The sequence below is a fragment of the Paraburkholderia lacunae genome, assembly GCF_003353175.1.
Classification (GTDB): Bacteria; Pseudomonadota; Gammaproteobacteria; order Burkholderiales; family Burkholderiaceae; genus Paraburkholderia; species Paraburkholderia lacunae.
The window spans coordinates 1-12,822 of sequence record NZ_QHKS01000024.1; the positions used below are offsets into that span (position 1 = coordinate 1).

Below are 12,822 nucleotides of genomic sequence, written 5' to 3' on the forward strand. Positions count from 1 at the left end.
CATCGAGGCCAACGTGCCACCCCAACTGGACGTGCATCTGGTGATGGACAACTACGGTACGCACAAGACCTCCTCGATCAATACCTGGCTGGCTCGCCATCCGCGTTTCCATGCGCATTTCACTCCGACCTCTGCTTCCTGGATTAACCAGGTCGAACGATGGTTTGCCACGCTCAGCGAGACAGACATCCGCCGTGGCACTCATCGCTCCACCCGGCAACTCGAACAGGCTATTCGCCAATACATCCAGATCAACAACACTGATCCGAGACCTTTCAACTGGACCAAATCGGCCGACGACATCCTCGCCAGCGTCAAGCGATTTTGTCTACGAATTTCTAACTCGGGACACTAGCACGTGTGCTGCAAGTGCGCGTTCTTACTGCATGAATACTTCCGCTTCAAATCTCCTCGCTGGCCCACCGGTCATTCATGATCTGACCGACGAGCAATGGCACCGCATCGTGCCGCTGCTGCCTGAAATGAAGGACCTTGGACCACGGCGCGGCCGTCCCTGCATCGATATCCGCTGCGTGGTCGACAGCGTGCTGTGGGTGCTGCGCACGGGCAAGGCGTGGAAAGCGCTGCCTGAGCGGTATCCGCCTTATCAAACCTCGCATCGCTACTATTTGCGCTGGAAAAGGTCAGGTGTGCTGGCCAGCATCGCCTTCGCGCTATTCAATAGCGATGCGGTGTTGACCCGCCAGGATTCGCGCAAAGGCAGCGCGAGCACCGTCTGAATCCCGCTTGTGCATCGCAAATGAAAAAAGGCCGTCACTGGGTGGCGGCCTTGGTTTACCGGCGCTGCAAGTACGCCTGTCAATCAGGCCTGCTGTTCGACTTTGAACACCGAAACTGCACGCCGCGGACGGTCGGTCTGCTCATCGAGTGAGCCCCGGCCGTGGCGGCGGATTCTTTATTCCGTTGCTCAATATTCAGGCCGACACGCAGGGCCGACATGCCAAGCCGACATGAGAGACGGCCGCCCCCTTGCGGCCGTTGGAAGAGCGAGAAAGTGCCTGCGCGCCCGCCCTAGATCTGCTCCCGGCCGAACGCGCCCAGACGCTCGAGGTCTAGCACATCGATCTGGTTGTACGAGAGGCGCAAAATTTCCAGTTTTTCGAGGTTTTGCAGCGCCTGGTTGATCCGTTGCCGCGACACGCCGGCCAGCAGGCCGACTTCTTCCTGCGAAATGGCCAGCGTGCGGCCGGTGTCGGGGTACAGATCGGGATTGAACAGTTGCGCGAGCGACTGGGCGACACGCGCATCGACGTCCAGCAGCCGGCTATTCTGGATGGATGCGATGAACTCGCCCATCCGGTTATTCAATTGACGGATCACGAAGCCGGTGAACGGCAGGCTCGATTCGAGCAGCGCATGGAACGTCGCCGACGGCACGAACATCGTGAGCGAGGGTTGAATCGCGGCTACATCATATTTGCGCAACTCGCGCTTGATGACGCTGCCTTCGCCGAACCAGCCGCCGGGCGGTACGCCGGAGAGCGTGCAACTGCGTCCGGAAGCGTTGTAGATGGCGAGTTTGATCAGCCCCGAATGCACACCGATCCAGTAATCCGACGGTTCCTGGCGGCGCGCGATCCACGCTCCGCCTTCCAGGCGCTGCGCGTGCGAACTGGCGAGGACCATTGCCTGGTGTTCGTCGGCCAGCGCCCGGAACCACGCACAGGTGGCGAACAGTTGCGGCAGGTCGGCGTGCGCGACGCGCTCCGGCCGGTGCGAGCGTGCGCCTGCGAGGGGAGTGAGCTGAACGTCGTCCATAGGCGGCTCGGGGGGTGTCCGGGTTTAGGGCAAGGGCGGAAACTGAGGGCAACATGTAGCCGCTCAAGGTCGACCAGGGCGTACCACTCTGTCATTTGAACGACAGACAGTTCAGCATGACAATTGCTAGGCTAGTTCATCAAACAGAATAACCGACGGCGCGGTCCGCGCCTCAGGAGACGATGCCATGAAGCACATGTTCGAAGAAGGGCTCGAGCGCCGCGAGGCCAACTACGTCCCGCTGACGCCACTCGATTTCATCGTACGCGCCGCGGAAGTCTATGGCGAGCGGCCCGCGGTCGTCCATGGGGAGATTCGCCGTAACTGGCGCGAGACCTACGAGCGTACGCGGCGGCTGGCCAGCGCGTTGCAGCAGGCCGGTATCGGGCGCGGCGACACGGTCGCGGCTTTGCTCCCCAACATTCCTCCGATGATAGAAGCGCACTTCGGCGTGCCGATGGCCGGGGCCGTGCTCAATACGCTGAATACGCGACTCGACGTGTCGTCTTTACTGTTCATGCTGCGGCATGGCGAGGCGAAGGCGCTGATCGTCGATACGGAGTACAGCGAGTTTGCACATCGCGCGGCGCTGGAATTCCCGGCGTTGCGGGTAATCAGCGTAGCCGACGCTATGCCTGCCGACGCGGACAAATTCATCCGCGCGACCGATTACGAAGCGTTCCTGCAATCCGGCGACCCTGAGTTCGCGTGCCTGCCGCCCGCCGACGAGTGGGACGCCATTGCGCTGAACTACACCTCGGGTACGACTGGCGATCCGAAGGGCGTGGTCTACCACCATCGCGGCGCCTATCTGAACGCGCTCAGCAACATCCTCGAGTGGGACATGCCCAAGCATGCGGTCTATCTATGGACGTTGCCGCTCTTTCATTGCAACGGCTGGTGTTTCGCGTGGACCGTCGCCGCGCGTGCCGGCGTCAACGTCTGTCTGCGTAAATTCGATGCGAAGACGGTGTTCGACCTGATTCGCCGCGAAGGCATCACGCATTATTGCGGCGCGCCGATCGTGCAGAGCGCGCTCGCCAATGCGCCGGCTGAGTGGCGCGAGGGCATCGCGCATCGTGTGTCGACGATGGTGGCGGGTGCGGCGCCGCCGCCCGCGGTGATCGCGAAGATGAAGGAGATCGGTTTCGACCTGACGCACGTGTATGGACTCACGGAAACCTATGGGCCGGCCGCGGTCTGCGCGAAACAGGATCACTGGGAAATGCTCGACGACAACGCGCGCGCCGAACTGACTGCACGGCAAGGCGTGCGCTATCACCTGCAAGCAGCAGTGGCGGTACTCGACCCCGACACACTCGAGCCGGTGCCGAACGACGGCGACACGCTCGGTGAAATCATGTTCCGCGGCAACATTTGCATGAAGGGCTATCTGAAGAACGAGCGCGCCACGGAAGCGACCTTCCGCGGCGGCTGGTTCCATACCGGCGATCTGGGCGTGCGGATGCCTGACGGCTATATCCGAATCCGCGATCGCAGCAAGGACATCATCATTTCGGGGGGCGAGAACATCTCGAGCATCGAGATCGAAGACACGCTGTACCGGCACCCTGCGGTCTCGGTGGCCGCCGTGGTGGCGATGGCCGATCCAAAATGGGGCGAAGTGCCGTGCGCCTTCGTCGAACTCAAGGAAGGCGCTCAGGTCACCGCGGAAGAGATCATCGCGCACTGCAGGCTGTTTCTTGCGGGATACAAGCTGCCAAAAGCAGTGCGCTTCGGCGAATTGCCGAAGACGTCGACGGGAAAAATCCAGAAGTTCGAGCTGCGTGCGCGGATCAAATCGGAAGGAACCGAATAGATCGCGCGTGATTTTCTAGCGCGCCCGATGGCGCGCAAAGTCGTGCTTAAAGGGGGCACACGCGGAGGCACACGCGCTTAACCGCGCGTGTCGACCCAGTTGCGTGCCCAGCGTGCCGAGTGCTGCAACGCCTGCTCTTCGTTCGCGAAGTAGTCGAGCGAATAGAACTGGTAGCGCCCTTCGGCACGCGCACTGTCGGCGCGTTCGAGCAGCAGGTTGGATGAAAAGCTACCGTCGGGCAAACGATGCGCCGAGGGTTGGACGGCATAGCCGTTGTAGTGATGAATATGTTTGTTTTGCATTTTAATTTTAATGATGTTCGAGTGCGCGCATGCCGTGCGAATCCTGCACGGACGAGCCGATTCAAGCCATTGCGAGCCGAATCTGAACGCAGTCGGAAAGCGAAAAAAGGGCGTTGAAGCCAGAGGGAGAATGAGGTGCAACGAGGCGTTTGGCGCTTGGAGCTTGCTGCTGAAAACCGATGCAGCTAAAAGCGATCGCGCCAACTGTGGGAGACAAAAGCTCCGCGAGGATGTCGCTGCAACCCGGTGTCCGTTGCCGGACACCGAGCCCTTCAAACTTACAGCGGCTTGATGTTAGCCGCTTGCAGACCCTTCGGGCCTTGCTTCGTTTCGAAGCTCACCTTCTGATTTTCAGCCAGCGTCTTGAAGCCGTCGCCGCTGATTTCGGAGAAGTGCGCGAACAGGTCGTCGCCGCCCTTGTCCGGGGTGATGAAGCCAAAGCCTTTGCTGTCGTTGAACCACTTAACGGTACCGGTATCCATGAAGAATCCTTGAGAAAAGAAATAGAAAGATTTGCTCTGCTGAGAGCGAGTGAAGCATCAAGGAGGGAGAGGACAACGAATACCGCTGAGGGAGCGAGCAATTGATGAACAGCAATCGAACTTCTTGAACTTCGGACGTCACAGTAACCGCCCGGCCGTGTCAGCGTCAACATTTAACTTGTAACTGTTTTGCCGCGCACGTCGTATTGCACGCGCCGGCTCGCCCGACGATGTGGCCCTGGTTGCCGGCTTGTCATGTCTGGCGGGACAAGCCGGTGACACACAGACGATGCTTCAGATGCCCGTTTTGTGTGCCGTCAGGATCAGGCGCAATCCGAGCGCCGCAACCGCGCCCGCCGCGACGCGATCGATCCAGGCCTTCCATGTCAGATAGATTTCGCGCGGCCGTTTGCTTGAAAAGCAGAATGCGACCACGGTGTACCAGCCGGCTTCGATGGCGAATATGGCAGGCGGCAGTGCGAAGTAGCACCACAGCGGGGGATGTTGCGGGAGCAGGGCCGCGAAAATGCTGCCGTAGTAGACAGCTGTCTTCGGATTGCTGAGTTGTGTGCTCAAGCCGATCCAGAAGGATTTGCGCACATTGGTGGCGTCGGCTTGTGCGCCGTCGAACGCGAGCGGTTTGGCGGCGCCGCGCCAGATCTTCGACGCGAGGTAGATCAGATACAGGCCACCCGCTACTTTCAAACCGACGTATAGCCACTCGACCGTGGCGAGCAAGGTGTAGAGGCCGAGCAGTGCGATGCCGCTAAAAAATACGCCGCCGATGCCCATACCCGCGGCTGTTGCGAGGCCGTCTCCGCGGGATAGGCCGATGGCATTGCGGGCGACGATCACGAAGCTGGGTCCGGGGCTCATGGCGCCCAATAGCAATGCGGCCAGAATGGTGGCGATGGCGGTTGATGCGGACATTTTGCGTTTCCCCCGACGGTTGAAGGCGATGAGTCACTGGAAAATAGCATGATCGGGAGAGGTTAGGGTCTTTCCCGCATAGCACTAAGAGTTGTACAACCGCCCCGGGCAGGCTGCACTGCGGGCGTCACAAAATGGATGCTAGAATTCCCTTCCATACGCTGAAGCAGCCTCGGAACACCGAGGCGACCAGGGCGCGATTCGAGCCGTTTGAGCTGTTTGAGCCGCTTGCCGGCGAATTCCCCAGAATCCATGATTTGTTGAGCATGATTTCCAGATGCGAATTTCGCGCATCGGGGAGCGGCATCGCGAGTTCGATTTGCACCCACTCATCCGATTCATGCAAAGGCTTCGCGTTGTTTAGCGAAGCCTTTGTTTCTCGAACACGAGCATTATCAGCCGCGAAACCGGGACGTTATGAAAGAGCGAGAAGAACAACGGCTGTTCGACCTCGACGGGAATGCGCGTGAGCGCCTGATCCTGTGGATACGACGCCGCATGGACGAATACGGCATCACAATGGAAGCACTCGCAGATGCGATCGAAAGAGACGCTGCCGCGACCAAAGCCGTGATGTATCGCGATGCCTTCGGCAATACATGGGACGGTTATGGCGATAAACCGGATTGGCTAGCGCGCGCGATTTACGCCGGGCAAAACATCGATCATTTCCGTTGCTAACGGCGCGATTGGGTCTGCGCCGCGCGCTGTTTTCCTGCGTTGCTTCGCTGCGCTTGATGTCCGTATGCCTGCGGGCGGTGGCGTACGGCCCATAGCACCGCCAAAGGCGAAAACCTCAAAATCGCCGAACAAGAAATACAAACCACAAAAACTTAGTTCACCCGCGAGGGCGCCATCTCTATGCTGTGGATCATCTTGTCATAACAAGTGAACAAGGCAACAGCATGCCGAAATCCCCAGCGGGCATTGTGCTCCACCTATCGAAGCCCCCGCTCTACGAGCAGATCAAAGCCGAACTTCGCGCTCGCATTCTGAGCGGCACGTACGCCGCTCACACTCAGATGCCGTCCGAAAACGACCTCTGCGCAATGTTCAGCGTCAGTCGCATCACCGTGCGGCAAGCCTTGGGCGATCTGCAAAAAGAAGGCCTCGTTTTCAAACTTCACGGTAAGGGCACCTTCGTCGCCAAGCCGAAAGCCTTCCAGAACGTCAGCGCACTGCAAGGCTTCGCTGAAGCCATGTCGTCGATGGGCTACGAAATCGTCAACCTGCTCAAACATATCCGTTTCATTCCGGCCACCGCGCGAATAGCCAGTCGCCTGAGCTTGCCGGAAGGTGCGAAAGTCGCCGAAATCCAGCGTGTGCGCCTGCTCAATCGCGAACCGGTTTCGCTCGAAGTCACCTGGGTACCCGAAGCATTGGGCAAACGCCTGGCAAGCGCGGACCTCGTGACCCGCGACATCTTCCTGATCCTCGAGAACGATTGCGGTGTGCCGCTCGGCCATGCCGACGTTTCGATCGACGCCATCCTCGCCGACGATGAAATCGTCGAAGCGTTAAACGTTGAAGAGGGCAGCCCGGTGTTGCGCATCGAACGCCTCACGCATGACGTGGACGGTACGCCGATCGATTACGAATACCTCTATTTCCGTGGCGATGCGTTTCAGTATCGCTTTCGCATCGACCGTCAGAAAGAGAAGAAAGTCGCAAGGAAGACGAAATGAATACGCATGTGATCGAGTACGACCTGGTCGTCGTCGGTGGCGGAACCGCTGGTCCGATGGCTGCGGTCAAAGCCAAAGAGCAGAACCCGAATCTGCAGGTCTTGCTGCTGGAGAAGGCCAACGTCAAACGCAGCGGCGCGATTTCGATGGGCATGGACGGTCTGAATAACGCGGTCATCCCAGGTCACGCGACGCCCGAGCAATACACCAGGGAAATCACCATCGCCAACGACGGCATCGTCGATCAAGCTGCCGTCTATGCCTACGCGCGACACAGCTTCAAGACCATCGAAGAACTCGACCGCTGGGGCGTGAAGTTCGAAAAGGACGGCACCGGCGACTTCGCGGTCAAGAAAGTGCATCACATGGGCTCGTATGTGCTGCCGATGCCCGAAGGTCACGACATCAAGAAAGTGCTGTACAGGCAGCTCAAACGTGCGCGCATTGCGATCACCAATCGCATCGTCGTCACGCGCGTGCTGACCGACGCACAAGGGCGCGCCTGCGGCGTGCTGGGTTTCGATTGCCGCACCGCGGATTTTTATATCGTGCGCGCGAAAGCGGTGATTCTCTGCTGCGGAGCGGCGGGCCGGCTCGGTTTGCCGTCGTCCGGCTATCTGATGGGCACCTATGAAAATCCCACGAATGCCGGCGACGGCTACGCGATGGCCTATCACGCCGGGGCCGCGCTCGCGAACCTCGAGTGCTTCCAGATCAATCCGCTGATCAAGGACTACAACGGTCCCGCGTGCGCGTATGTGACGGGGCCGCTCGGCGGTTTTACCGCGAACGGAAAGGGCGAACGCTTCATCGAATGTGATTACTGGAGCGGCCAGATGATGTGGGAGTTCTATCAGGAATTGCAAAGCGGTAACGGACCCGTGTTTCTGAAGCTCGACCATCTCGCCGAAGAAACCATTCAGACCATCGAACACATCCTGCACACGAATGAGCGGCCCAGTCGCGGACGTTTTCATGCGGGACGCGGCACCGATTATCGACAGCAGATGATCGAAATGCATATCTCGGAGATCGGTTTTTGCAGCGGTCATAGCGCTTCCGGCGTCTACGTGAATGAGCGAGCCGAAACCACGGTGGACGGTCTCTACGCCGCCGGCGATATGGCCGCGGTGCCGCACAATTACATGCTGGGCGCGTTTACCTACGGCTGGTTCGCGGGTCGGAACGCGGCGCAATACGTCGCTGGCCGCGAGCATGCGCCGCTTGATAACGAACAGATCGAGGCGGAGTGGCGCCGTATCTATGCGCCGCTCGAATGCGAGACGGGACTTGCGCCGGCGCAAGTCGAATACAAGTTGCGCCGCATGGTCAACGACTATCTACAACCGCCGAAGGTTACGCGCAAGATGGAAATCGGCCTGCAACGTTTCGCCGAAATCGCCGACGACATCGATCAAGTCAAAGCCGCTAACCCGCACGAACTGATGCGCGCAGCCGAGGTCCGGGCGATTCGCGACTGCGCCGAGATGGCGGCTCGCGCGTCGCTATATCGCACGGAAAGCCGTTGGGGGCTGTACCACCATCGCGTCGACTATCCGCAGCGCAACGATGCCGAGTGGTTCTGCCACACGCATCTGAGGAAAGACGAAACGGGCTGCATGGTCAGCGAAAAGCGCGCGGTGCAACCGTACATCGTGCCGCTCGACGATCAGGACAGCCACGCTTATCAGAATCTGCGTATCGGCGAGCCCGCGCTCGCCGACGCTTGAGGAGCCGCCATGCCCACGACGCCGCACGACATTTTCCAGCGTAGCGCCGCGCCCGTCACGATCGATGAAGACAAATGCATCGCCGACAAGGGCTGCACGGTCTGCGTCGACGTATGCCCACTCGATCTGCTCGCGATCGATCTGAGCAAAGGCAAGGCGTATATGAAGTTCGACGAATGCTGGTACTGCATGCCTTGCGAAAAAGATTGCCCGACCGATGCTGTCAGGGTCGACATTCCTTATCTGCTGCGCTAATCGCCGGACTTACCTCATGACCGACAATTCGCTTCCGTTGACCTTCGACCCCAACGCCCTCGATCCGGAAGCCGCCGAACTCTTGCCGCGTTTGGCGTCTCCTGACGCCGCGGTGCGCCGTATTGCGCTGCTCGCGCTGGCCGATCTCGAAGACGAAACCATGCTCGCGCCGATTGTCGCCGCGTTACGCGACGACATATCCATCGACGTGCGCACCGAGGCGGCGCAGGTGCTGGGCGCATGGGAGCGCGCCGACGTGGTTCAGGCGTTGTGCGCGGCGTTGACCGACCACGCGGACGAGGTGCGCGAGGCCGCCGCGCAGAGTCTCTCGCAACTGAAAGAGCCGCAGTCCGGGCCGCTGCTCGCACCGTGGACTTCGCATGCCGACCCTTTTGTGCGCCGTGCCGCGCTGCGCGGCTTGCGCGAATTGCGCTGTGCCGGTGCGCTCGAACCAGCGCTGGCCGCTTTGGGCGCGGGCGAAGCCGCCGTACGGCTGGAGGCGGTCAGCGTGCTCGGCTGGTTGAAGAACGCCGGCGCGCTCGCTCCGCTGACCACGCTTGCCACCCACGACCCCGACGCGGACGTACGGCGCGCGGCGATCGGCGCGCTAGGTGTCGCGACCGCAGCAAGTGAGCTGACTGTCGCCGCGTTGCTGAGCGCATTGCGCGACGCCGCATGGCAGGTCCGCGAACAAGCGGCGGCGACGCTCGGCAAACTGCGCGCGTCGAGCGCTCGCGACGCGCTGATCGCCGCACTCGGCGACGACTACTGGCAAGTGCGTCTGCAAGCCGTCCGCGCGCTCGGCAAGCTACGCGATGCGCAAGCCGTTGCCGCGGTGGCCGGTTTGCTGACACACCCGATCAGCAACTTGCGCAAGGAGGCGGCGTTATCGCTCGGCGAACTCGGCGACGCGCAGGCGTTGCCGGCACTGCGAACAGCTGGCGCCGACGCCGACCCGGAAGTGCGCAAAGCCGTGCGGATTGCACTGAGCCAGATCGCCGGCGCCAGGCGATGAACGTCCCCGAGCGCATTGGGATCGATGTGGCCGCGCGTCGACTGTCGCTGACATGGAGCGCCGGGCAAACCCAACACATCGACAACGCCACGCTAAGAGAACGTTGTCCGTGTTCGCTTTGCCGCAGGCTGTCGCTGACAGGAGCGCTGGTGCGCCCCGACAAGGACATCGCGATTGTCGACGTGCAAGCGATGGGCTACGGCGTGCAGCTCGTATTCAGCGATGGTCACGATCGAGGCGTTTATCCTTGGGCCTACCTTGCCGCGCTGCCGTAATGGATGGAGCCGGATCGAATACGACCGGCGCACAAAAAAAGCCCGCACGATGCGGGCTTTGAGTTTCACTCGGAGTTTCGCGATGCAGTCGCCAGACGGATCGTATTCAGTGTATGCGGAAGCAATATGCAAGCATAGGCATTCCGCGTTACAGGTCGAAGAACACGGTTTCCTCGTCGCCCTGCATATGAATGTCGAAGCGGTACACATTCGCCATTTTCGGTTCGGGCCGGGCGATCAGCGTGCCGCGGCGGTCCTCGGGCACGGAAGCCAGTACGGGGTCGCGCTCGTTGGCTTCGGCTTCGTCCTCGAAATAGATGCGCGTGAAGGTGTGCAGCAGGATGCCGCGCATCGTGACGATCACATTCAGATGCGGCGCTTCATCCGGGCTCACACGACCGGGTTTCACTGTCTCCACGACAAAGCGCAATTGCGGATCGGTGCCCGTGCCGACCCGGGCGAAGCCGCGAAAACCGCTTGCCTCGACTTCAGCGCGCGATTCCGGATAGCGGCCCTGCGCATCCACTTGCGACACTTCCAGCATCGCATCGCCGACCACCTTGCCGTCGCCGTCGAACACCTGGCCGACAATCGTGATGTGCTCGCCGGCCGCTTCGCGGTCAGCCAGAACGGGCGTGAACAGGCTCTTGAAGGGGAAGTCGTATTGCTGCGGGCACAGACCGTAGGCGAAGTAAGGTCCAACCGTTTGAGAAGGCGTTTGCTTGAGAGTCGTCATGGCTTAGCGCTCCATCGGAGTTTCATTGCGGCCGCGCAGCACGATGTCGAAATCGTAGCCGAGTGCATAGGCCTCTTGCGTCGTATCGAGCGAAAAGTTCGCGATCAACCGGTCGCGTGCATGCTCGGGCGTGCCCTGGAAGATCGGGTCGAAGGCAAGCAGCGGGTCGCCGGGGAAGTACATCTGCGTGACGAGGCGCGAGCCGAAATGATCGCCGAACAGCGAGAAGTGAATGTGGTTCGGACGCCATGCGTTCGGGTGATTGCCCCACGGATAGGCGCCCGGTTTGATGGTCAGGAAGCGATAGCGGCCGTCGTTGTCGGTCACGCAGCGGCCTGCGCCGAGAAAGTTGGGATCGAGCGGTGCGTCGTGCTGATCGTTCTTGTGCACGTAGCGGCCGGCGGCATTGGCTTGCCAGATTTCGACCAGCGTATTGCGCACCGGACGGCCGCCTTCGTCGAGCACCCGCCCTGTCACGATGATGCGCTCGCCGAGCGGTTCGCCGTTGCGCACGGCATTGCGCGTCAGATCGTTATCGAGCGCGCCGAGGTCTTCTGTACCGTAGACGGGCACGCGCTGGTCGCGCAGCTTTTCCTTCAGCGGAATCAGCGGGCGCGTCGGGCCGCGTTTGACCGACGAACCGTAGCCGGGATAGATGTAGGGCGGGTGGGACGCGAAATCGCGGGCGTCGAGAACAGACTCGTCCATCAGTGCCTCCTTCGGGGAATTGTGGGATACAGCGTGTGCAGCGACTTTATCCAATCCTAGAAGTTATGCAAAATGACGTTTTCGCTCTTTTCGTATAACCTTTCGTTATGCAACGCAGCCTCGCGGACAGCCGCGTCAAATTCCGTCATCTCCAGTGCTTTCTGGCCGTCGCGCAGTTCGGCGGCGTGCAGCGGGCGGCCGAAAGTTTGTCGATCACGCAACCCGCGGTCTCCAAGACGGTCGCCGAACTGGAAGCGATACTCGGCGTGAAGCTGTTCGAGCGCGGCCGTCACGGCGCTGTCACGACTCGCGAGGGGCAGCTCTTCATGCCGCATGCGAGCGCTTGTGTCAGGGCATTGCGGCAGGGCGTCGACTTGCTGGCGCGCGCGGAAGGCGCTGCCGCGGCCACGCTGGAAATCGGCGTCCTGCCGACCGTCGCGGCTGCGCTGATTCCGCCCGTGCTCAAGCTCTTTGCCGGGCAGTGGCCGCGCGTGATCGTGCGTCTAGCGACCGGCGCCAACCCTGAATTGCTGGAGCGTCTGAAAGCCGGTGCGATCGAATTTGCGATTGGACGTCTGGCGGATCCGGAGCGTATGGTTGGGCTCAGTTTTGAGCAACTCTTCAGCGAGCCGCTGATTGCCGTCGTACGCGCCGGGCATCCGCTGGCAACGAGTTCCGGCTTGCCGGCCGCTTCGCTGGAAGATTTTCCAGTGGTGCTGCCGCCGTTGGGCACGCTGATCCGGCAATCGGCTGAGAGCCTGTTGAGCGCGTGGGGCGTGCCGCCGTTGTCGGCGTATGTCGAGGTGCTGTCGGTGTCCACGGGGCGCGCGTTGACGCTCGAAAACGACGCGGTCTGGTTCGTGCCGCTGAGCGCGGTCGAATACGAACTGGCGCGCGGTATGCTGGTGCGTCTGCCATTGCCGTTCGCCGGCACCGACGAACCGGTCGGCTTGATCCGGCGTTCGGACACGCAGCCGTCGCCGGTGGGCCGGGCGCTGATCGACGCGGTGCGCGAGGTGGCGCGTCAGCGGATGAGCGCCGCTGCGGATAAGTCCGGCGGCAAGCCTGCGCCGAGGCGCAGCCGTAAGGCGCGCTGAAACGCCCCT

General features: G+C 61.2%; 18 protein-coding genes. 11 read left to right on the forward strand and 7 right to left on the reverse strand.

Annotated elements, in window-relative coordinates; translation table 11 throughout:
- The 3 genes from DLM46_RS28865 to DLM46_RS41015 all read left to right on the forward strand — a co-directional run.
- On the forward strand, positions 1–355 hold a 355-nt coding region (locus tag DLM46_RS28865), incomplete at its 5' end, for a transposase (RefSeq protein ID WP_208866345.1).
- Between the two features lie 31 nt (positions 356–386).
- A complete protein-coding gene (locus DLM46_RS28870) occupies positions 387–740 on the forward strand; it encodes a transposase (RefSeq protein WP_115106216.1) in 354 nt (117 codons plus the stop codon).
- Between the two features lie 20 nt (positions 741–760).
- Positions 761–892 (forward strand): hypothetical protein, encoded by a 132-nt coding sequence (locus tag DLM46_RS41015; protein ID WP_279635236.1) that lies wholly within the window; start codon positions 761–763, stop codon positions 890–892.
- Positions 893–1,032: 140 nt separating this feature from the next.
- On the opposite strand, the gene DLM46_RS28875 is transcribed toward DLM46_RS41015, so the two are convergent.
- Positions 1,033–1,779, reverse strand: a complete 747-nt coding sequence (locus DLM46_RS28875) for a Crp/Fnr family transcriptional regulator (protein WP_115106219.1) — start codon at positions 1,777–1,779, stop codon at positions 1,033–1,035.
- 187 nt (positions 1,780–1,966) lie between these two features.
- On the opposite strand from DLM46_RS28875, the gene DLM46_RS28880 reads away from it, so the two are divergent.
- Positions 1,967–3,598, forward strand: a complete 1,632-nt coding sequence (locus tag DLM46_RS28880; protein WP_115106221.1) for an acyl-CoA synthetase — start codon at positions 1,967–1,969, stop codon at positions 3,596–3,598.
- 77 nt (positions 3,599–3,675) lie between these two features.
- On the opposite strand, the gene DLM46_RS28885 is transcribed toward DLM46_RS28880, so the two are convergent.
- The 4 genes from DLM46_RS28885 to DLM46_RS28900 form a co-directional block, all read right to left on the reverse strand.
- On the reverse strand, positions 3,676–3,900 hold the full coding sequence (locus DLM46_RS28885) for a hypothetical protein (RefSeq protein ID WP_115106223.1): 225 nt from the start codon (positions 3,898–3,900) through the stop codon (positions 3,676–3,678).
- A gap of 278 nt (positions 3,901–4,178) precedes the next feature.
- Positions 4,179–4,382, reverse strand: coding sequence for a cold-shock protein (locus DLM46_RS28890; RefSeq protein WP_012428559.1), 204 nt, complete (start codon positions 4,380–4,382; stop codon positions 4,179–4,181).
- Positions 4,383–4,676: 294 nt separating this feature from the next.
- A complete protein-coding gene (locus DLM46_RS28895) occupies positions 4,677–5,312 on the reverse strand; it encodes a LysE family translocator (protein ID WP_115106226.1) in 636 nt (211 codons plus the stop codon).
- A gap of 127 nt (positions 5,313–5,439) precedes the next feature.
- Positions 5,440–5,637, reverse strand: coding sequence for a hypothetical protein (locus DLM46_RS28900; protein ID WP_133300389.1), 198 nt, complete (start codon positions 5,635–5,637; stop codon positions 5,440–5,442).
- A 92-nt stretch (positions 5,638–5,729) separates the two neighbouring features.
- On the opposite strand from DLM46_RS28900, the gene DLM46_RS28905 reads away from it, so the two are divergent.
- From DLM46_RS28905 to DLM46_RS28930, 6 genes are all read left to right on the forward strand, one after another.
- Positions 5,730–5,993, forward strand: a complete 264-nt coding sequence (locus DLM46_RS28905; RefSeq protein WP_115106230.1) for an H-NS family nucleoid-associated regulatory protein — start codon at positions 5,730–5,732, stop codon at positions 5,991–5,993.
- Positions 5,994–6,217: 224 nt separating this feature from the next.
- Positions 6,218–6,997, forward strand: coding sequence for a GntR family transcriptional regulator (locus DLM46_RS28910; protein WP_115106232.1), 780 nt, complete (start codon positions 6,218–6,220; stop codon positions 6,995–6,997).
- Positions 6,994–8,727 carry a fumarate reductase/succinate dehydrogenase flavoprotein subunit gene (locus DLM46_RS28915; protein WP_115106235.1) on the forward strand — a complete coding sequence of 578 codons (1,734 nt, stop codon included), beginning with the start codon at positions 6,994–6,996 and terminating at the stop codon, positions 8,725–8,727. Before DLM46_RS28910 ends, DLM46_RS28915 begins: the two co-directional genes overlap by 4 nt.
- Positions 8,728–8,736: 9 nt before the next feature.
- Positions 8,737–8,982, forward strand: coding sequence for a 4Fe-4S dicluster domain-containing protein (locus DLM46_RS28920; protein WP_115106238.1), 246 nt, complete (start codon positions 8,737–8,739; stop codon positions 8,980–8,982).
- Between the two features lie 16 nt (positions 8,983–8,998).
- The gene (locus DLM46_RS28925; protein ID WP_115106240.1) at positions 8,999–9,997 is read left to right on the forward strand and encodes a HEAT repeat domain-containing protein; all 999 of its coding nucleotides are present in this window, start codon (positions 8,999–9,001) and stop codon (positions 9,995–9,997) included.
- The gene (locus DLM46_RS28930) at positions 9,994–10,272 is read left to right on the forward strand and encodes a DUF971 domain-containing protein (RefSeq protein WP_115106243.1); all 279 of its coding nucleotides are present in this window, start codon (positions 9,994–9,996) and stop codon (positions 10,270–10,272) included. The genes DLM46_RS28925 and DLM46_RS28930 overlap by 4 nt, the downstream gene beginning before the upstream one ends.
- A 148-nt stretch (positions 10,273–10,420) precedes the next feature.
- Here the strand turns inward: DLM46_RS28930 and pcaG are convergent, their stop codons facing one another.
- Both pcaG and pcaH read right to left on the reverse strand, forming a co-directional pair.
- Positions 10,421–11,008 (reverse strand): protocatechuate 3,4-dioxygenase subunit alpha, encoded by a 588-nt coding sequence (gene pcaG, locus DLM46_RS28935; RefSeq protein WP_115106245.1) that lies wholly within the window; start codon positions 11,006–11,008, stop codon positions 10,421–10,423.
- Between the two features lie 3 nt (positions 11,009–11,011).
- Entirely contained in the window at positions 11,012–11,716 is a 705-nt protein-coding gene (gene pcaH, locus DLM46_RS28940) for a protocatechuate 3,4-dioxygenase subunit beta (RefSeq protein WP_115106248.1), read from the reverse strand.
- Between the two features lie 107 nt (positions 11,717–11,823).
- Here pcaH and pcaQ point away from each other — a divergent pair, with 107 nt between their 5' ends.
- Positions 11,824–12,813 (forward strand): pca operon transcription factor PcaQ, encoded by a 990-nt coding sequence (gene pcaQ, locus DLM46_RS28945; RefSeq protein ID WP_115106250.1) that lies wholly within the window; start codon positions 11,824–11,826, stop codon positions 12,811–12,813.
- Positions 12,814–12,822 lie beyond the last annotated feature (9 nt).